We start from the raw sequence: 18315 nt of genomic DNA on the forward strand, positions 1-18315 counted from the left end.
ACCCTATCCGTGGCCAGGCCAGCCAGCGGCGGAATCGCTGAGATCCCACCGGCGCGCCGTCGCACCCGCGATGGTGAAGACCTGGGGCGTCGGCGCAGCGCCGCCCCAGCCGCTGATGTGCCGGGGCGGTGAGCGTGGCACCCGGCGGCCGCAGACAGGTTTCGGGAGGCGAGGCAGGTGCACCACGGCGGCGGGCAGCCCGGCCATGCCTGCGGCGGCGCCGGGACGCACCCGCAGCACGACAAGCACGCCGGCCACACCCCCGAGATGTTCCGCAGCCGGTTCTGGGTGTGTCTGGCGCTGACCATCCCGGTCGTCCTCACCAGCCGTCTAATCATGGACTGGCTGGGTTACTCGCTGGACTTCCCCGGTGTTTTGTGGGTTGGTCCGGTGCTCGGGTCGGTGGTGTTCTTCTACGGCGGTTGGCCGTTCCTCGTCGGCGCGGTCCGCGAGGTCCGCGACCGCGCCCCCGGCATGATGCTGCTGATCGGGATGGCCATCACCGTGGCGTACGTCGCCTCCGCGGCGACGAGTGTCGGCCTGTTCCGCCTGGACTTCTGGTGGGAGCTCGCCGCCCTGGTCACGATCATGCTGTTCGGCCACTGGCAGGAGATGAAAGCCATCGGCCAAGCCCGGGGGGCCCTGGCCGCGCTGGCCGCCCTGCTGCCCGATGAGGCCGAGCGGGTCGGCCCGGGCGGAGCCGTCGAGCGGGTGGCGGCGGCCGAGTTGCGGGTCGGCGACAGGGCGCTGGTCCGCCCCGGTGGACGCGTGCCCGCTGACGGGCACGTCGTCGAGGGCGGCGCCGAGCTGGACGAATCGATGATCACCGGCGAGTCGCGGCCGGTCCCACGTCGGGTGGGGGACCGGGTGGTCGCCGGCACCGTGGCCACCGACTCGGCGATCCGCGTCCAGGTCGACGCGGTGGGGGAGGACACCGCCCTGGCCGGCATCCAACGGCTGGTCGCGCAGGCGCAGGCAGCCGGTGGGCGGGCGCAGGCGCTGGCCGACCGGTTCGCCGCGTGGCTGTTCTACATCGCCACCGCCACCGCGCTGCTCAGCCTGATCGTCTGGTCCGCGCTCGGCCGGGTCGACCAGGCCGTCGTCCGTACCATCACCGTGCTGGTGATCTCCTGCCCACACGCCCTCGGCCTGGCGATCCCACTGGTCATCGCCCTGTCGACCAGCGTGGCGGCCAACTCCGGGATCCTGGTCAAGGACCGTCTCGCCCTGGAACGGATGCGCACCGTCGACGCGGTCCTGATCGACAAGACCGGCACCCTGACCAAAGGCCAGCACACCGTCACCGGCGTCGCCGCCGCCGACGGCACCAACGAGGACGAGGTGCTGCGCCTGGCCGCCGGAGTTGAGGCCGACAGCGAGCATCCCCTCGCCCGGGCCATCGTCGCCGCCGCCCAACGAGTCGGACCGGCAAGCGGCTCGGAGTTCCGGTCGCTGCCCGGCCGCGGGGTGCAGGCCACCGTGGCCGGGGCGGCATACGCGGTGGGCGGCCCGGCCCTGCTGCGGGAACTGCACGCCGACGTCCCTGCCGAACTGCGCCAGGCCGAGCAGGCGTGGTCGGCGCGCGGCGCCGCCGTGCTCTACCTGGCCCGCCTCGACGGCCCGCCCCAGCTGCTCGGCGCGCTGGCGCTCGAGGACGAGGTACGCCCGGAGGCCCGACAGGCCATCGCCGAGCTGCGCCAACTCGGAATTCGGAAGATCGCGATGATCACCGGTGACGCCCGCCCGGTCGCCGACGCGGTCGCCGCCGATCTCGGTTTCCGTCCCGGCGAGGACGAGGTCTTCGCCGAGGTGCTACCCGCCGACAAGGACGAGATCGTCGCCGGCCTGCAACAGCGCGGCCACCGGGTGGCGATGGTCGGCGACGGCGTCAACGACGCCCCCGCCCTCGCCCGCGCGGACGTCGGACTGGCCATCGGCGCCGGCACCGACGTGGCCATCGAATCCGTCGGCGTCGTCCTCGCCTCCTCCGACCCGCGTGGCATCTCCGCCACCGCCCGCCTGTCCAAGGCGTCCTACCGCAAAATGGTCCAGAACCTCGTCTGGGCCGCCGGCTACAACGTGGTGGCCATCCCCGTCGCCGCGGGCGTCTTCGCTTGGGCCGGTGTGGCACTCAGCCCGGCCGCCGCCGCCGTGCTCATGTCCGCCTCGACCATCGTCGTCGCCCTCAACGCCCAGACGCTGCGCTGGGTGCACCTCACACCACAGGACCACTGAAGACGCATGTCAGTCCTGTCAGTCGCTGGCGCTGGCAACGGTCGCCCCGCTGACCGTCACGGCGCGGTAGGGACGCGTCCGGGGGAGGTTGAGGGCCCAACCGGACCTCGGTCGTCCTCAGTGCCGACCCAGTCAGTAGCGGTCCTTGAGGATCTTCTTCATCTGTGTGATCTCTTCCTCCTGTGACTTCACGATCTGGTCGCAGAGCTCGATGATCTCGGGGTCGGTGATATCTGATTCCTGGCAGACCAGCACGGCCCGGGAGTGGTGCGGGATCATCGACTTCAAGAAGCCCTCGTTACCCACGAACGGCTCGGTGCGCACGGCAGCGAATCCGCCGATGAAGACAGCAGCGAACGCGATGTACAGCATGATGTTGAGACGCTTGTTGGTGAACATGCTGCTCATGACGCCCATCATGATCACGCCCATGATCGACACCATGATCAGTGACATGTAGAAGTTGCTCAGGTTGAGGTAGAAGTCGCCGAAGCGGCGGATCTGCGACAGGGTCAGGACGAACATGACGACCAGACTCACCGCCAGGACGACACCGAACCGAACATAGTTCTGCTTCATCGCTCCTCCGGAGTGGACAGCGTGGTGAGCATCGGGCAAGGGCCCTCAGTACCCGGGTAGACCAGATCCAACCGACGCAACTCTCACCACGCTTCGTCGAGGCGTCCCACCAGCGGATGACATCTTCTGGGTGAGGACGCATCGGGCGGGCATGGGTCCTAACGTGCGGGGGTGGACAGCGTTCACCTGCCCCGCCGGCTGCTGCTCGCCGGACTCGGCTCAGCTGCAGTGGCAGCCGTTGCCGGCTGCGAGTCGCACCGCGCCACATCCTCGACGCCCCGGCCAACGAGCAGCCCACGGCCGACCGGCGCATCGCGCGGAGCCGGGGCGGCGCTGCGGCGAAAGATCGCCAGCCTGCTCGTGGTCGGCTTTCGCGGCGCCCAAGCCCCGAACTGGATCATCAAGGCGGTGCGGGACGGTCTGGGCGGTGTGATCCTCTTCGACCAGGACCTGGAGAGCAAGTCGGTGCGTAACATCCGCTCGCCCGAGCAGGTTACGGGCCTGGTGAATACCCTGAAAAGCGCCTCGCCCGGCCGGCTCATCGTCTCCATCGACCAGGAAGGTGGCCGTACCGCCCGCCTCAACCCGAGCAACGGCTTCCCGGCGACCAGGTCGGAGGCCGAGATCGGCGCGGAGAACTCCACGTCGGCGACCGGCGACTGGGCGCGAGGACTGGTGGCGGGGCTGACGCGGATCGGGGTCAACCTGAACTACGCCCCGGTCGTCGACCTGAACATCAACCCCGACAGCAGGGCTATCGGCAAGCTGGGTCGCAGCTTCTCGGCCGACCCGGACGTGGTCGTCAGCAACGCCACGGAGGAGATCCAGGCGCACCGGGCGGCTGGTGTGAAAACCTGCCTGAAGCATTTTCCCGGATCGGGTAGCGCCGCCGGAAACACCGATTTCGAGGTCGTCGACGTCAGCGACACCTGGCAGGTAAAGGAACTCGAACCGTTCCAACGGCTGATCCAGGCCGGCCTCGCCGACTCCGTCATGGCCGCCCACGTGCTGAACAAGCAGCTCGACCCGGCGTACCCGGCGTCGCTGTCAGCCGCGACCGTGACCGATCTGCTGCGCGGCCGGCTCGGCTGGCGCGGGCCGGTGGTCAGCGACGACATGCAGGCGGTCGCCATCACCGACCGGTACGGTGCCGCCGAGGCGGTCGCCCTGGCGTTGCAGGCCGGCCTCGACCTGCTCGTCTTCGCCAACCAGCAGGTACACAACGAGAGAGTCGTCGAGGAAACAGTCGACACGATCACCAATCTCGTCCGGGCCGGGCGCATCACCGAGGACCGCATCGACCAGTCCGTCGCGCGAGTGGATTCCCTCCGCCCGAAACGCTGACCGAGGTGCTCCGGGCACGCTCCAACCCGTGTGCGTGCTCGCGGCACAACATGCGTCGGCTACTACCTCATGATAGTAGAAGTGGGTGAGGAGACGGCTGGATCGGCAGACGCCGGACCCGACGATGGGCTTGTCACGTGCCGGGTGAGGGTCCGGTAAGGCAGGGCACCCTCTGATTTCGGCCCAAGATCTCGCACAGTGCCTGACGGCGAGCGGCGAAGGGAGACAGCACCGGCCGGCGGGGCCCCGGATGGCCGAGCGCTCGGTGAGCAGCTTGGGAGTCAGCAGCGCGGAGGGAAGCGGAATGTACGCAGGGGCAGCGAGCATGGCCTTGGTGGCCGCGCTCATTGTCGGCGGTCTGTACCTGGCCCACCGGGCTTTGGCGATCGCTGCCTCACCGCTGGGGAGCGTGCCCTTCCAGTCCGGGTGGCAGCCTGAGGAGCACGCGTTGTCGCGCTACCACGTTCGGTGGTACCTGGCCACGCTGCTCTTTCTCGCGTTCGACGTGGAGATGCTGTTCATGTACCCGTGGTCGGTGGTCGTCGCCCGGCTCGGGGCCACAGCGATCGTCGAGATGTTCGTCTTCCTCGGGGGAGTCTTCCTTGCGGTGCTGTGGGCCTGGCGGGAAGGCGCGCTGCGATGGGTCTGAGCGACGCGGTGAGTCGGCTCGCCGTCCGGCACGCGCACGTGCTTGTAGCAGAGGCGCCGGGGCACTGGGTGACCCGGGCCGCGGTCGAGCGCCACGTCCTGGCGCGCGGCTGGCGGCTGGCTTTGTCCCCGGCAGAGGCCGACATCCTGGCCGTCTGCGGCCCACCGCCCTCGCAGCTGGCGGAGCCGCTGCACCGGCTGTGGGAGCAGATGCCCGGCCCGCGGGCTCGCATCGATGTCGAATCCCCGCATGCCGTCCCGCCCGCCCTCGTCCTAGCGCAGGAAGATCTGCTCGACCTCAACCGGCAGCGGACCGACAGCCAGGACCGGTCATCCGGCCACACCGCGATCGGCCATGCCCACACCGGCGACCAGCTGCCCCACGAACGGCACGCGCCACAGGAGCACGCCGACCACACCCCGGAGCGCCGCCATGGCGGCGGACAGCAGGACGAGGCGGCCCATGAGCCGCACGCCGACCACGGCAACGGCGCCGACTCCGCGGGAAGCCAGGAACGTCCACACCGCGCAGCGCCGGCGCATGAGGGGCACGGCCACGTCGGCCACGAGGAACCGCCACGCGGCGGCGGTGAGCACGCCGACGACGACGGCGGCCAGGGGCATGGCGATCACGGCCACACCGAGCATGGCGACCACGACCAGAAGGCGGCCCGTGGGCAGGCGGGTCATGGTGGTGGTGCGGCGCACCCCGGGCACGAGGACCTGCCCTCTGAGGGCCACGGCGACATGAGCCATGCCGGGCACGCCGCCCACGCCGATTCTGAAGACGTCCATCACAAGGGGATGGGGCAGTCTTCCCACGGCGCAATGACGCACGAGGGCCACGGCGGAATGGAGCATGGCGGCATGGCCCACGGCGGCATGGAGCACGGGGGTATGGACATGGCCCCCGGCGGTATCCCGCTCGCCTCCGGCGGTGAGGACCGCGACGGCTTGGAGATGGACTTCCTGCACCTGCGACTTGGCCCGGTCCTGGCGTACTGGCCGGCGGGCCTCGTCCTGCGGTGCACCCTTCAGGGTGATGTCATCGTCGATGCGGAGACCAGCCTCGTCACCGCGACCGATCCCGCCGCCGAGCCGGAGCGCCGGTACGCGCCGGAGGACCTGCGCCGGTTCGCCGCCAGACGCTGCGACAACGCCGCCAGCCTCCTGGGCCTCGCCGGCTGGGGTGATGCCGCCTCCCGCGCTCGGCGTATCCGTGACGCCCTGCTGTTCACCGATGACCGTGACGGGCCAGCAGGGGAACTCGAACGGCTGCGCCGCGTGGTCGGCCGGTCGTGGTGGCTGCGGCGCTCACTGCACCGCATCGGGCCACTGGATGCGGACGACCTCGCCCGCCGGGGTCTGCCGGCCACCATGGCAGGCGACGTGCGTGACCGGCTGCTGGCCATGCTCAATCACGCGGCGAACAGTATCGGCGGCCAGCGGCCCGCTGGCTCGTCGCTCGGCGTACCCGTCGACGCGATCCCTGATCTCGTACGCGGGTGGGACCTCGCCACCGCCCGCCTCATCGTCGCCAGCCTCGACCTCGACCCCCTCGTCACGGACCGCGAGGTGAGTCATGCCTGACGTCACCGTGCTCCCCGCCGGCTGGGCGCTGGCCGCCGCAGCACTGCTCGGACTGTTGGCGGCCGCGGCCGCCGCCTTTGACGGGTTCCTGGCCTCATGGGCATCCGGCGCAAGCTCCTCAGGGCTGAGTCAGCCGTTCGGTGAGGTGGCCCGGCTGATGCGCCAGCGGCGGCGGACCACGGTAGCGGGGGACAGCCTGCTGTGGCGTATCGGCGGGGCGGGACTGCTGTTCATGGCGTTGATGATCATCACGGTGGTGCCGCTGGGGCGGTGGACGCTGTTCAACCTCGATGTGGGGGTGATCTGGTTCAACGCCATGGACGTTCTGGCGTGGGCGTTCGTGTGGCTGACCGGCTGGGGTGCCAACTCGGCCCACTCCCTGATCGGCGGTTACCGGTTCCTCGCCCACGGCCTGGCCTACGAACTGCCGCTGATGTTCGCGCTCGTGGCACCCGCAGTAGGTGCGTCGAGCCTGAACGTCGGGACGATCGCCGCCGCCCAGCAGGGCCTCTGGTTCGTCGTCTGGATGCCGGTGGCCTTCCTCGTCTTCTGCCTGGGCGTCCTCGCGATCGCCGTCTGGGGACCCTTCTCCCCGGCCCTCGGCGCCGACGTGGCCGGCGGTGTGACCGCCGAACTGTCCGGCGTCGACCGGCTGCTGTTTCAGGGTGGCCGGTACGCGCTGCTCGCCGCCGGGGCCGCGTTCGCGGTGCCGATGTTCCTCGGCGGCGGCGCCGGCCCGCTGCTGCCCGACTGGGCCTGGGTGCTGATCAAGACCCTTGCCCTGCTGGCCGCATTGGTGTGGCTGCGCCGCCGCCTGCCCGCGGTACGACCGGACGTGTTCATGGAGGTCGGGTGGATCGTGCTGCTGCCCGCGGTGCTGCTGCAGGACCTGGTCGTCGCGGTCGTCGCCGTAGGGAGGGGCTGAGGTGGTCACCCACGTCGTGTTCTGGGCCCTGGCGGTTGTCGCCGTGCTCGCCGGCGCTGCGGTGTTCGTCGTCGACTCGATGGCCCGCGCCAGCTACGCGCTCGCCGTGTCGTTCATCGCCGTCGGTCTGCAGGTGCTGCTGATGCAGCAGAACTACGTCGGGGTGGTGACGATCCTGATGATGGTCATGGAGATGGCCGTCATGGCGGTCTACATGGTCATGTTCATGGGCATGAACCCGGCGCTGATGCCGATGAGCATGGTCCACGACAACCGGCACGCCCTGGCGGTGTCCATCGGCGTGTTCGTCCTGCTGGCCGCCGGGGTGCTGCTCGTGCCGTGGCCCACGCGGCGCGGTGCCCCGCCCGTCGACGTCACCGAGGCGTTGGGGGAGGAATTGATGGGTCCGAAGATGCTGGTCATGACCGGCGTTGGGGCGGTCATGGCGGTGACCATCGTCGCCGGCGTGGTCCTCGCCGCCCACCGGACCCGCTACGACCGGTTCGGCGACGACCTGCGCCGGCGACCGGCCGACGACCCGCAGCCCGGAGGGGTCGGCCGATGACCCTGCAGACCGTGCTGCTCGTCGCGGCCGCGCTGTTCAGCGTCGGCCTCTACGGCGCCCTGTCCCAGCAGGTCGTCGTCATGGTGATGATGGGGCTGGAGCTGATGCTCAACGGTCTCATCCTGGCCGGCGCCGGATTCTGGTGGTTCCTCGCCCCGCACCCGTCCGGGCAGGTCCTGCTGCTGGTCATCATCACGGCGATGACCGTCGAGATGGCGATGGGCTTCGCCGTGGCCACCCACCTGCACCGGGTACGCCGCACCGACATGACCGACATGGCCGCGGACCTGTCCCGATGAACGGGCTTGCGCAGGCGGCGCTCTGGTCACTGGTGGCCCTACCGGCTGGCGTCGGCGCGTTGCTCGCGTTCGACCGGCGGGCTGACCGGCTCGCGGCACCCGTCGCGCTCACCGTTGCCACCGGGTCGGTGGCCCTGTCGGCGGTGGTCGGGGTGGCCCGGCCGCGGGTGGCGGCGCCGTTCCTCGCCGGCACCGAGTTCGCGCTCGCCGTCGACGGGCTCGCCGCCCTGGTGCTGCCGATGTTGACGGTGGTCACCCTGCTCGTGCTACTCGCCGCAGCAGGGGAGATCCGCCGCTCCCGGGCCCGCTTCCACGGCCTGATGCTGCTCTTCGCCGCCTCCGTCGCGCTCACCGCCACCGCGGCGACGCTGCCCACCCTGCTGTTCGCCTGGGAGATCATGGGCGCCGCCTCGTACGCCCTGATTGGGTTCTGGTGGCGCGACTCCGACCGGGTGTCCGCAGGCCTGACCGCGTTCGTCACCACGCGCGCCGCCGACCTGGGCCTCTACCTCGCCGCCGGCGCGGCCCTCGCGGGCGGCGCCGGTCTGGCGTTGCGCGATTTGCCCGACAGCAGCCCCGGCTGGCGGCACCTCATCGCCGCCGGGATGCTCATCGCCGCGCTGGGCAAGGCCGCGCAACTGCCCTTCTCGTTCTGGCTTTCTCGGGCGATGGCCGGCCCGAGCCCGGTCAGCGCGCTGCTGCACTCCGCGGCCATGGTCGCCATGGGCGGTTACCTGCTGCTGCGCGTCGAGCCGCTGCTGGCCACGACCGGGTGGGCGGGCCCGGCCACCATGTGGGCCGGAGCGGTGACGGCGCTCCTGCTGGGGGCGGTGGCGGTCGCCCAGCGGGACCTCAAGCAACTCCTCGCCGCCTCCACCTCCGCCCAGCTTGGTTTCGTGGTGCTAGCCGCCGGGGCCGGCGGGATCGCGGGCGGCGCGACGCACCTGATCGCGCACGCCGCCACCAAGGCCTTGCTCTTCCTCGCGGCCGGAGCTTGGCTGACGGCGCTGGGCACCAAGCAGCTCGCCGGGCTGCGCGGGGTCGTCGCTCGGTGGCCGTGGGTCGGGTGGACGGCAACCGTCGGTGCGCTCGCGCTCGCGGGGATGGCGCCGCTGTCGCTGTGGGCGACCAAGGACGAGGTCCTCGCGGCGGCCCTCGAGCAGTCGCCGTGGCTCTACGCGGTGGGGTTGGCCGCGTCGGCGCTCTCCGCCGCCTACGCGGGGAAGGTGCTGGTGGTCATCTGGCGGCGGGTCCCCCCCGACCAGCAGGCCGACGTCGACGCCCACCGGGACGAGGAGGAGACGGCCACCAGGCGGGTCGGCGTCCTACAGCAGGCGCCGCTGGTCGCGCTCGCGATCGGTGCGGGGTTCGCTGGCCTGCTGGCTCTGCCACCGGTCGGCGCCACGGTCGCGCGGACCGTCGGGCAGCCGGAGAAGTTCCACGTGTCGCTGCCGGAGCTTGGGGTGTCGGCGGTGATCGCACTGGTCGTCGTCCTGGCGGTCGCCCGCCGCCCGATCCCCGAGCCGCGCTGGGCGCTGCACTGGCTCGGGCTGGAGCCCGCAGCACGAGTCCTGGTCGTCCGACCGACGCTGCGCTGCGCCGAGGCGTTGGCCCGTTTCGACGACCGGGTCTTGGACCGGGCCGCGGTAGCCCTGGCGCGCACGGTGCTGAGCCTGTCCCGCCGGGCCGGCTCGTTCGACGACCGGGTCCTCGACCGGGGCGTCGAATTCGCCTCGGCCCGGACGCTACGGATGGCCGCTCGGGCCGGCCGGGCCGACGACCGGTGGCTCGACGGGGCGGTGGAGGCGTTCGCCGCCGGGATGCGCCGGCTCGGGCAGTTCGCGCGCCGGCCGCAGACCGGACAGCTCTACCAGTACTACCTACAGGCCGTCGTGGTGCTCCTCGTCGGTGTCGTCGTCCTCGTGGTGTTGGGGTGAACCCGTGCTCAGCGTGATTGTCTTCCTTCCCCTGTTCGCAGCGGTGGCACTGGTCGCGCTGCCGCGGCTGGGAGACACCGCGGCGCGCTGGACCTGGATCGCCGTGACCGCCGTCGATCTCGCGTTGATCGCCGTCGTCTGGTGGCGTTACCACACCCCGCCGACCGGTGAGCTCGCCTTCGCCGAGCGGGCGGCGTGGATTCCCGGCGTGAACAGCAGCTACCACATCGGTGTGGACGGGCTCTCGCTGCCGCTGGTGGTGATGACCGCCGTGATCTTCCTGGCCTGCGCGGTGTACGCACTGCACGAGCGACACCGGCCCCGAGGGCAGGCGGCGCTGTTTCTGTTCCTGCAGAGCGTCAGCCTCGGTCTGTTCGTCGCCGCCGACCTGGTCCTGTTCTTCGTCTTCTTCGATCTGTCCATCGTCGGCATGTACTTTGTCATCGCCGGCTGGGGCCATGGCAACCGGGCACACTCGGCGCTGAAGTTCTTCCTCTACACCTTCCTCGGCTCCCTCGCGTTGCTGGTTGGGTTCATCGGCCTGTACGTCGCTGCCGCCCCGCACACGTTCGACATGCCGGAACTCGTCGCCACGCCGCCGTTGCAGGGCCGGCCGGTCGCGGGTGGGCTGGTGCTGGCGGCGATCCTGCTCGGTCTGGCGGTGAAGACGCCGACCGTGCCCTTCCACACCTGGCTGCCGCCGGCACACACCGACGCACCGGCCGTCGGCTCGGCGGTCCTCGCCGGGGTGCTGCTGAAGATGGGCACCTACGGCTTCGTCCGCATCGCCATGCCGATGCTCCCGCAGGCGTGGAGGGCGTGGGCCTGGGTGGTCGTCGTCGTCGGCGTCGTGTCGGTGCTCTACGGGGCGCTCGTCGCGCTGGCCCAGTCCAACGTCAAACGCATGATCGCGTACACGTCGGTCAACCACATGGGCTACATCGTCCTCGCCGTCGGCGTGGCCGGCCTGGTCGCCGCCGACACCGCCCAGGCTCGCGGCGTGGCGGTCGTCGGGGCGGTCACCCAGATGGTCAGCCACGGCCTGATCACCGCGGCGCTGTTCCTGCTCGCCGGCGTCCTGCGGGACCGCGCCGGCACCTACGACATGCGTGACTTCGGCGGGCTCGGCGCGCCCGCGCCGACCTTCGCCGCGCTGTTCGCCGTGGGTGCGTTCGCCTCCCTCGGCCTGCCCGCCTTCTCCGGCTTCATCGCCGAGTTCCAGATCTTCACCGGCAGCGTCGCCGCGGCACCGGTCACCGCCGTCGCCGTGCTCGGCATCCTGATCACCGCGGCGCTGTTCCTCCGCGCGCTGCAACGCGTCTTCACCGGCGACACCACCGGCAGGTCCATCGGGTTCACCGACCTGCGCGCCCGCGAACTCTGGTCGGTCGGGCCGCTGCTGCTGCTGTCCCTGCTGATTGGGGTGCTGCCGCGCCCGCTGCTCGACGTCATCGAACCGGCAGCCCACGCCGTCGTCGGCCTGCTCGGGCGGTGACCGGTGGAAACGGAGATGATGCGACCGCTGCTGCTGGTCCCCGAGATGCTGCTCGCCGGCGGCGCCCTCGCCGCTCTGATCGGCGGTTCCTTCGTCCCCCGCCACCGGCAGTGGATCATCCGGATCTTCACCGCCGTCGTGCTCGTCGCCACGATCGTCGTCGCCGCGATCCAGTTGGGCGAGCCGGCGACGAGCGCCTTTGACAACTCGTTCGCCGTCGACACGGCCACCGGGATCGCCCGCATCCTCGCGGCGTCCGGCACCCTGCTCATCCTGGCGATCGCGGCCGACGAGATCTCCGGTACCGCGCGGGAGAGCGAAACCTACAGCCTGCTCCTGTTCTCCACCGCCGGCGCGGTGCTGCTGGCCGGGGCGAACGACCTGCTCGCCCTCGCCGTCGGGTTCCTGCTCGCCAGCATCCCGCTCTACGCGCTGATCGGTCTTGCCCACACCGCTGCCGGCGCCGAAGCCGCGCTGAAGACGTACCTGTTGGGAGCCTTGTTCGGGATCCTGCTCCTGCTGGGCGTCACCGTGCTGACCGGCCTGTCCGGCACCACCACCTATCCCGAACTTTCGCAGCGCCTGCCGGACATGCCCCGCGGGGCGGTCGCGGTCGCTGCGGTGGCTCTCCTCGCAGGGCTGATGTTCAAGGCCGGCGGCGTACCCGCGCATTTCTGGGTGCCCGACGCCGCGCAGGGCACCTCCGCCACCGCGGCGACGTTCCTGACCACCGTTCCGAAGATCGGCGCGCTGATCGCCGTCTTCCGACTCGCCGGCGTCCTTCCCACCTCCGTGTCCTGGGCGGTCGCGGTGGCTGTCGTGGCAGCCGTCAGCATGACCCTGGGAAACCTGGCCGCCTACTGGCAATCGGACCCACGCCGGCTGCTCGGCTGGTCCACCGTCAGCCAGGTCGGGTTCCTGCTCGTGCCCATCGTGGCCATTGGACGAAGCGACCTGGCACTGCCGTCGCTGCTGCTGTACCTGGCCGGCTACACGGTGACGAACATCGCCGCGTTCGCGGTCACCGCCGCCCTTCCGGAGCACCGCGACCTCACCGACTTCCGGGGCCTGGCCTACCGGCGGCCGGGGCTCGCCGCGGCCCTGCTGGTCGCCCTCCTCGGCCTGGTGGGCACCCCGCCGACGGCGGTGTTCGTCGGCAAGCTCACCACCGCGACCGCCGCCTGGGACGGCGAGTACGCCTGGCTCGCCGTCGTCGTGTTCGTCAACAGTGTGCTCAGCCTCTTCTACTACCTGCGCTGGATCGTTCCCGTGTACCGAGAGCCCGGCGACTCGGCGGTGACCTCCGAGGCCGTCCTGCGGCGCGTCACGGCGCGGACGGCCATCCTCGCGTCGGCCGTCAGCCTGGCGCTGGGGCTGGTGGCCGGACCGCTCTGGTACGTGGTCAGCCGCTAGCCCTCGGTGACACTTTGGCTGCTCGGGCCGTCCCCTCTTCAACTATCGGCCAATAGTAGGTAAGGATGTGGGCGAACCCGCCGCGGGTGGGGCCGCTACCGCGCAGCCCCGCCCGCTTCCCAAGGCCAGAAGGAGTCCGTGCTGGTGGCATCCCTGCCCCTTCGCCGTCCCCCCGCGAGCCACCCGCCCGTCCGTCGCGGCGGGCTGGCCCGCCGTGCACTCGTCCTGCTCGCGGCCGCTGCGCTCGGCGCCGGGCTCCTGGCGGCACCGGTCCACGCCGCGCCCTCGGCGGACGAGATCGAAGCGCAGATCGACAAGCAGTGGGAACAACTCGAGCCCACCATCGAAGGCTTCAACAAGGTGCGGGCCCAGCTGAAGGTCAACCAGAAGAAGGCGGCGGACCTCGAGAAGAAGATGGCCCCGCTGGAACTGGAGTCCGCGCTGGCGATGAACCGGGTCGGCGCTATCGCCGCCCGGTACTATGTGCGGGGCCCCTCGCAGGAACTGGGTGCCCTTCTGGTGAGCACCAAGCCTGGGACCCTCGCCGAACAGTTGGTGATCCTCGACCGGCTTGCGGCCCAGCAGCACCAGGAAATCGCCGGTGTGCTGGCTGTCCGCGACCGGTACCAGGCGCAGAAGAAGAAGCTGGACGAGCTGATCGCCGCGGAGGTCAAGCAGCAGGACGAGTTGGCGGCGAAGAAGAAGCAGATCGACGCCGAGATCAAACGCCTGACCGCGTCGCTGCCGAAGACGACGGTGAAGGTAACGGGCTGCCCCACTATCAGCGGCGTGGTCAGCAGCGCCGCGCAGACGGCGATCCGCGTCGCCTGCCAGCAGGTCGGCGACCCGTACGTCTGGGGGGCCGACGGCCCGGACGCTTTCGACTGTTCTGGGCTCACCCAGTACGCCTACAAGGCCGCGGGTATCTCGCTCACTCACTTCACCGGCGCGCAGTGGAACGAGGGTCGGCCGGTGTCCCGGGCCGACGCCCGCCCCGGCGACCTGATCTTCTTCTTCAGCGACCTGCACCACATGGGGCTGTACCTGGGTAACGGCCTGATGGTGCACGCGCCGCGGGCCGGTAAGCCGGTCAACGTCCTGAGCATCACCTACATGCCGGTCGCCGGCTTCCGCCGCGTCACCTGAACCGTCGGTCGATGACAGGAGGCTCCCATGGCCGAAGGCCGCGGGAGCCTCCTGTCACCCCGGGGGATAGGTCAGGCTGTTACTCCTGGTACGCCAGGTTGATCATCATGCCGGTCTCGGCGTGGTAGATGTTGTGGCAGTGGGTCATCCACTGGCCCGGGTTGGTCGCGTCGAACTCGACCGCGACGGTCTGCTTCGGCACCACGATCACCGTGTCCTTGCGGACGCCGGTGTCGGTGACGGCGAACGTGTGGCCGTGCACGTGCATGGGGTGGAACATCGTGCTTTGGTTGACGAACTCCAGCCGCACCCGCTCGCCCTGGCCGACCAGCAGCGGGTCGAGCTTGTCGGTGGTGGTGCCGTTGATGGTCCACCGGTAGGGCATCATCGAGCCGCCCAGTTCCAGGCGGTGCACCCGATCGGCCTTGCGGCGCTCCAGTTTGACGGCGTCGGCAGGGCTCAGGCCGCCGGTGAGCAGCACTCGGAGGTCCAGCTCCGCAGGGTGGACAGTCGCGGCCGGCGGGCTGCCGGCGCCGGTGCGGACCACGGCCACGCCTTGGCCGCTCTTGCCTTCGGCGACCGCGACCAGGGGAAAGACGCCGTCGCCGAGGTCCACGGTGACGTCCGCCCGTTCCCCCATGCCGAGCACCAGGGCGTCGCAGGTGGTGGGGGTGACGGGGAAGCCGTCGGTGTGGGTGACGGTGAGACGGTGGCCGCCGAGGGCGATCCGGAACGCGGTGTCGGAGGCGGCGTTGACGAGGCGGATCCGCACCCGCTGGCGCGGTCGACCGGTCAACGTCACCGGGGCGTCCGGTGCCCTGCCGTTGATCAGATAGTGCGGGTAGACCACGTCTCCTGCCCCACCTAGCAGGGGCGAGGTCATGCTCTCCATGCCGCCCATCGACATGCCGCTCATGCCGCCGTGCTCCATGCCGGCCATGCCGTTCATGCCGGCCATGTCGTCGTGGCCGCCCATCGACTGCAGCGACGCCAACACGTCGTCGGGTGTGCGGCCGGTGCCGTCGACCCAGTCGTCGAGCACCACGATCCACTCCTGGTCGTACCGGCCGGCCTCGTGCGGGTCGTCGACCACGAGCACACCGTAGAGAGCGCGGTCGAGCTGGACTCCCGAGTGCGGGTGGTAGAAGTAGGTGCCCGGGTCAGGGGCGGTGAACTCGTAGGTGTGCGTTCCGCCCGCAGCGATCGACCGCTGGGTCACTCCGGGCACGCCGTCCATGTCGTTGCGCAGCGCGACGCCGTGCCAGTGCACGCTCGTCTCGGTGGCCAGACCGTTGGCCACCTCGACGCGGAGCACGTCGCCGGCCCGCGCGCGCAGCAGCGGACCCGGCGCGGAATCCTGGTAGCCCCAGGTCTGCACCTGCCGGCCGCCGAGGTCGAGGGTGACCGGGCGCGGGTTGAGCCTCGCGGACACGGTGCGGGCGCCGGCCCGCCGTCGCGCTGCCTCGGTCCGGGCCACCAGGTCCCCGCCCGGAGCCACGAGACGGGGGTCGAACAGCCCGCCGGCCCAGGCGGCGGCGCCGGCCGTGCCGGCGATACCGACCGTGCCGGCGATTCCGGCCAGCAGTCGTCGGCGGGTGAGGGTGGGGGACATGGCTGCTCCTTCGGCTGCGAGGAACCCTGTCTGCAGCCTGACCTTCGCCGCGGGCCGACGGCCACGTCGCACGGCTTTCTTCAGTGAATCTTCATGAGCGATCGCCGGTGACCTGGGTCCGCCCGGCCTGACCGGCAGGGCAGGATTGGCCCATGGGTGTACGTGTGCTGGTGGTCGACGACGAGCGCAGCCTGGCCAAGGTCGTCGCCAGCTATCTGGAGCGCGACGGTCACGAGGTGAGCTGCGTCTTCGACGGCCGGTCGGCGGTCGCGGCCGCCCGGCGGGACCGGCCCGACGTGGTGGTGCTGGACCTCGCCCTGCCGGGCCTGGACGGCATCGAGGTCTGCCGCCAGATCCGCACGTTCACCGACTGCTACGTGGTCATGCTCACCGCCCGCAGCGAGGAGGTCGACAAGCTCATCGGCCTCGGCGTCGGCGCGGACGACTACCTGACCAAGCCGTTCAGCCCGCGCGAACTCGTCGCCCGGATCCGCGCCATGCTGCGCCGTCCCCGCGCCGCCGTGGCCCCGGCCGCGGAGCAGTCGACCCGGACGGTCGGCGGGCTGCGGGTCGACCTGGCCGGCCGTGAGGTGTACGTCGACGAGCAGCCCGTGGAACTCACCCGGACGGAGTTCGACCTGCTTGCCGCGTTGTCCGCGCAGCCGGACACGGCGCTGCGCCGCCGGCAGCTCATCGACGCGGTGTGGGGTGCCGACTGGGTCGGCGACGAGCACCTCGTCGATGTGCACATCGCCCACCTGCGCCGCAAGCTCGGCGACGATCCCGCCGGGCCCCGGTTCATCCGCACCGTCCGCGGCATCGGCTACCGGATGGGGCGGGGATGAGACGACAACTGGGACTGCCGGGCCGGCTTCTCGCCGCCCAGGCCCTCGTGGTGCTGGTCGGCGCGGGAACCCTCGGCCTGGTGGCGGCCGTGGTCGGGCCGGCGATCTTCCGGAGCCATCTGAGGCGGGTGACCGGTCCGGTCGACCCCGGGACCGCTCATCACGTCGAGCAGGCGTACGCCTCGGCCAGCGCCCTCGCCCTGGGGGTCGCGATCGCCGTATCGCTGCTCGCCGCCCTCGCCGTCAGCGCCTACCTGGCTCGCCGCCTTGCCCGACCGGTCACCCAGTTGGCGACCGCCGCCGCGGACGTCAGCCGGGGCGACTACGCGGCACGGGTCAACGGTCCCGGCCTCGGTCCGGAGTTCGACACGGTCGCCGCCGCCTTCAACACGATGGCCGCCCGGCTGGCCGACGCGGAGGCGACCCGCCGCCGTCTGCTGGCCGACCTCGGCCACGAGCTGCGTACTCCGTTGGCCACCATCGAGGCGTACGTGGACGCGGCCGAGGACGGGATCGCGGTCGAGGGCGAGGACACCTGGACGGTGCTGCGGGCGCAGACCACCCGGCTGCGCCGTCTGGCCGAGGACGTCGTCGCGGTGTCCCGCGCAGAGGAGCACCAACTCGACCTGCGCCCCCGACCGGTCGCCGTCGGTGAGCTGGTCAGCGCTGCCGTGGCCGCCGCCCGGCCCCGGTACGCGGCGAAGGGCCTCACCCTGCACGAGCAGGTGGCACCGGACGTCGGAGTGGTCGACGCCGACCCGGTACGGATGGGGCAGGTGCTGGGCAACCTCCTCGACAACGCCCTGCGCCACACCCCACCGACCGGGCGCGTCAGCGTGCACGCCACCCGGGCTGCCGACGAGGTGCGCGTCAGCGTCACCGACACGGGAGACGGCATCGACGCGCGGCACCTGCCGCACGTCTTTGAACGCTTCTACCGGGCGGACGCCGCCCGGGACCGCGAGCACGGGGGATCGGGCATCGGGTTGGCCGTCGCCCGCGCTATCGTGACCCAACACGGCGGCAGGATCACCGCCGCCAGTGAGGGCCCCGGCCGGGGCGCGATGTTCACCGTCGCCCTGCCCGGCGCAGGGCCCGCCGCAGGCAGCTGACGAAGCGCGTGGGGGAGGCCCGTCAGCGCAACCCGTCCAGCCTGCGGCGGTACTCCTCGTCGTCCAGCTCGCCACGGGCGTAGCGCTCGGCCAGGATCCGCCGGGCGGAGTCGCCGTGGTCCGTCGCGCGTCGGCCGGTGCCGACCGTGAGCCAGACCGCCGCGACGATGATCACGGCCAGGACCAGCCAGCCGACCATCATCAGACCCATCGGCCAGAACCAACCGTTGCCATCATGCATGTGGGTCACGTCCTTTCCGCTGTCGGACCCTGCTGTTCTCCTGGACCTGACGGCGTCGCCGGCATACCCGTCGCCGCTGCCGGCTCACCTGACCGACGAATTCGTCTCCGACGGGCCGCGGCGCTCGCTGCCACCGGAGTGACCGCTGTGGTCACCGTGGCCGCCGTGCATGAACAGCATCATCAGCGGGCAGGCGAGCGCGAGCAGCCCGTACGCCACCGAACGTGCCGGCACGCCGATCGCCAGCGCCCCCGCGATGAGGATCACCAAGGCGGTCACGTACAACGGCAGATGTCGCCTCATCACCGGTCTCCTTTCTCGTAGCTCCC

General features: G+C 71.1%; 17 protein-coding genes. 13 read left to right on the forward strand and 4 right to left on the reverse strand.

Annotated elements, in window-relative coordinates; translation table 11 throughout:
• Positions 1 to 177 precede the first annotated feature (177 nt).
• The gene (locus IF06_RS0114250; protein WP_013476056.1) at positions 178 to 2235 is read left to right on the forward strand and encodes a heavy metal translocating P-type ATPase; all 2058 of its coding nucleotides are present in this window, start codon (positions 178 to 180) and stop codon (positions 2233 to 2235) included.
• Between the two features lie 132 nt (positions 2236 to 2367).
• Here IF06_RS0114250 and IF06_RS0114255 read toward each other — a convergent pair whose 3' ends face one another.
• Positions 2368 to 2814 (reverse strand): DUF305 domain-containing protein, encoded by a 447-nt coding sequence (locus IF06_RS0114255; protein WP_013476057.1) that lies wholly within the window; start codon positions 2812 to 2814, stop codon positions 2368 to 2370.
• A gap of 171 nt (positions 2815 to 2985) precedes the next feature.
• Here IF06_RS0114255 and IF06_RS0114260 point away from each other — a divergent pair, with 171 nt between their 5' ends.
• The 10 genes from IF06_RS0114260 to IF06_RS0114305 all read left to right on the forward strand — a co-directional run bounded on the left by IF06_RS0114260 (position 2986) and on the right by IF06_RS0114305 (position 14176).
• Positions 2986 to 4158 (forward strand): glycoside hydrolase family 3 N-terminal domain-containing protein, encoded by a 1173-nt coding sequence (locus IF06_RS0114260; protein ID WP_225319486.1) that lies wholly within the window; start codon positions 2986 to 2988, stop codon positions 4156 to 4158.
• 325 nt (positions 4159 to 4483) lie between these two features.
• Positions 4484 to 4807: an NADH-quinone oxidoreductase subunit A gene (locus tag IF06_RS0114265; RefSeq protein WP_176739798.1), complete on the forward strand. Its 324-nt coding sequence runs from the start codon at positions 4484 to 4486 to the stop codon at positions 4805 to 4807.
• Positions 4798 to 6396 carry a hypothetical protein gene (locus IF06_RS34955; protein ID WP_013476060.1) on the forward strand — a complete coding sequence of 533 codons (1599 nt, stop codon included), beginning with the start codon at positions 4798 to 4800 and terminating at the stop codon, positions 6394 to 6396. The genes IF06_RS0114265 and IF06_RS34955 overlap by 10 nt, the downstream gene beginning before the upstream one ends.
• A complete protein-coding gene (locus tag IF06_RS0114275; protein WP_013476061.1) occupies positions 6389 to 7321 on the forward strand; it encodes a complex I subunit 1 family protein in 933 nt (310 codons plus the stop codon). The genes IF06_RS34955 and IF06_RS0114275 overlap by 8 nt, the downstream gene beginning before the upstream one ends.
• Position 7322: 1 nt before the next feature.
• Positions 7323 to 7886 (forward strand): NADH-quinone oxidoreductase subunit J, encoded by a 564-nt coding sequence (locus tag IF06_RS0114280; protein WP_013476062.1) that lies wholly within the window; start codon positions 7323 to 7325, stop codon positions 7884 to 7886.
• Positions 7883 to 8185: an NADH-quinone oxidoreductase subunit NuoK gene (locus IF06_RS0114285; protein ID WP_013476063.1), complete on the forward strand. Its 303-nt coding sequence runs from the start codon at positions 7883 to 7885 to the stop codon at positions 8183 to 8185. Before IF06_RS0114280 ends, IF06_RS0114285 begins: the two co-directional genes overlap by 4 nt.
• Positions 8182 to 10122 carry a proton-conducting transporter membrane subunit gene (locus tag IF06_RS0114290; protein ID WP_013476064.1) on the forward strand — a complete coding sequence of 647 codons (1941 nt, stop codon included), beginning with the start codon at positions 8182 to 8184 and terminating at the stop codon, positions 10120 to 10122. The genes IF06_RS0114285 and IF06_RS0114290 overlap by 4 nt, the downstream gene beginning before the upstream one ends.
• A gap of 4 nt (positions 10123 to 10126) precedes the next feature.
• A complete protein-coding gene (locus tag IF06_RS0114295; RefSeq protein ID WP_013476065.1) occupies positions 10127 to 11617 on the forward strand; it encodes a complex I subunit 4 family protein in 1491 nt (496 codons plus the stop codon).
• A 3-nt stretch (positions 11618 to 11620) separates the two neighbouring features.
• Positions 11621 to 13030, forward strand: coding sequence for an NADH-quinone oxidoreductase subunit N (locus IF06_RS0114300; RefSeq protein WP_030271518.1), 1410 nt, complete (start codon positions 11621 to 11623; stop codon positions 13028 to 13030).
• A gap of 144 nt (positions 13031 to 13174) precedes the next feature.
• Positions 13175 to 14176, forward strand: a complete 1002-nt coding sequence (locus IF06_RS0114305; protein ID WP_013476067.1) for a C40 family peptidase — start codon at positions 13175 to 13177, stop codon at positions 14174 to 14176.
• 79 nt (positions 14177 to 14255) lie between these two features.
• On the opposite strand, the gene IF06_RS0114310 is transcribed toward IF06_RS0114305, so the two are convergent.
• The gene (locus tag IF06_RS0114310) at positions 14256 to 15788 is read right to left on the reverse strand and encodes a multicopper oxidase family protein (protein ID WP_013476068.1); all 1533 of its coding nucleotides are present in this window, start codon (positions 15786 to 15788) and stop codon (positions 14256 to 14258) included.
• 152 nt (positions 15789 to 15940) lie between these two features.
• On the opposite strand from IF06_RS0114310, the gene IF06_RS0114315 reads away from it, so the two are divergent.
• Complete coding sequence (locus tag IF06_RS0114315) at positions 15941 to 16633, forward strand: response regulator transcription factor (RefSeq protein WP_013476069.1); 693 nt, start codon at positions 15941 to 15943, stop codon at positions 16631 to 16633.
• The gene (locus IF06_RS0114320; protein ID WP_013476070.1) at positions 16630 to 17745 is read left to right on the forward strand and encodes a sensor histidine kinase; all 1116 of its coding nucleotides are present in this window, start codon (positions 16630 to 16632) and stop codon (positions 17743 to 17745) included. Before IF06_RS0114315 ends, IF06_RS0114320 begins: the two co-directional genes overlap by 4 nt.
• Positions 17746 to 17767: 22 nt before the next feature.
• Here the strand turns inward: IF06_RS0114320 and IF06_RS0114325 are convergent, their stop codons facing one another.
• Entirely contained in the window at positions 17768 to 17986 is a 219-nt protein-coding gene (locus IF06_RS0114325; protein ID WP_013476071.1) for an SHOCT domain-containing protein, read from the reverse strand.
• An 84-nt stretch (positions 17987 to 18070) separates the two neighbouring features.
• Positions 18071 to 18289, reverse strand: a complete 219-nt coding sequence (locus IF06_RS0114330; protein WP_013476072.1) for a DUF2933 domain-containing protein — start codon at positions 18287 to 18289, stop codon at positions 18071 to 18073.
• Positions 18290 to 18315 lie beyond the last annotated feature (26 nt).

Source organism: Micromonospora globosa (assembly GCF_000717585.1).
In the GTDB taxonomy this organism is placed as follows: Bacteria; Actinomycetota; Actinomycetes; order Mycobacteriales; family Micromonosporaceae; genus Micromonospora; species Micromonospora aurantiaca.

What these genes read in the sequence shown, in the direction of transcription:
- IF06_RS0114255 (WP_013476057.1), bottom strand. Translation starts at nt 2,814, where the DNA reads ATGAAGCAGAACTATGTTCGGTTCGGTGTCGTCCTGGCGGTGAGTCTG.
- IF06_RS0114265 (WP_176739798.1), top strand. Translation starts at nt 4,484, where the DNA reads ATGGCCTTGGTGGCCGCGCTCATTGTCGGCGGTCTGTACCTGGCCCAC.
- IF06_RS34955 (WP_013476060.1), top strand. Translation starts at nt 4,798, where the DNA reads ATGGGTCTGAGCGACGCGGTGAGTCGGCTCGCCGTCCGGCACGCGCAC.
- IF06_RS0114275 (WP_013476061.1), top strand. Translation starts at nt 6,389, where the DNA reads ATGCCTGACGTCACCGTGCTCCCCGCCGGCTGGGCGCTGGCCGCCGCA.
- IF06_RS0114285 (WP_013476063.1), top strand. Translation starts at nt 7,883, where the DNA reads ATGACCCTGCAGACCGTGCTGCTCGTCGCGGCCGCGCTGTTCAGCGTC.
- IF06_RS0114290 (WP_013476064.1), top strand. Translation starts at nt 8,182, where the DNA reads ATGAACGGGCTTGCGCAGGCGGCGCTCTGGTCACTGGTGGCCCTACCG.
- IF06_RS0114310 (WP_013476068.1), bottom strand. Translation starts at nt 15,788, where the DNA reads ATGTCCCCCACCCTCACCCGCCGACGACTGCTGGCCGGAATCGCCGGC.
- IF06_RS0114315 (WP_013476069.1), top strand. Translation starts at nt 15,941, where the DNA reads ATGGGTGTACGTGTGCTGGTGGTCGACGACGAGCGCAGCCTGGCCAAG.
- IF06_RS0114320 (WP_013476070.1), top strand. Translation starts at nt 16,630, where the DNA reads ATGAGACGACAACTGGGACTGCCGGGCCGGCTTCTCGCCGCCCAGGCC.
- IF06_RS0114325 (WP_013476071.1), bottom strand. Translation starts at nt 17,986, where the DNA reads ATGCATGATGGCAACGGTTGGTTCTGGCCGATGGGTCTGATGATGGTC.
- IF06_RS0114330 (WP_013476072.1), bottom strand. Translation starts at nt 18,289, where the DNA reads ATGAGGCGACATCTGCCGTTGTACGTGACCGCCTTGGTGATCCTCATC.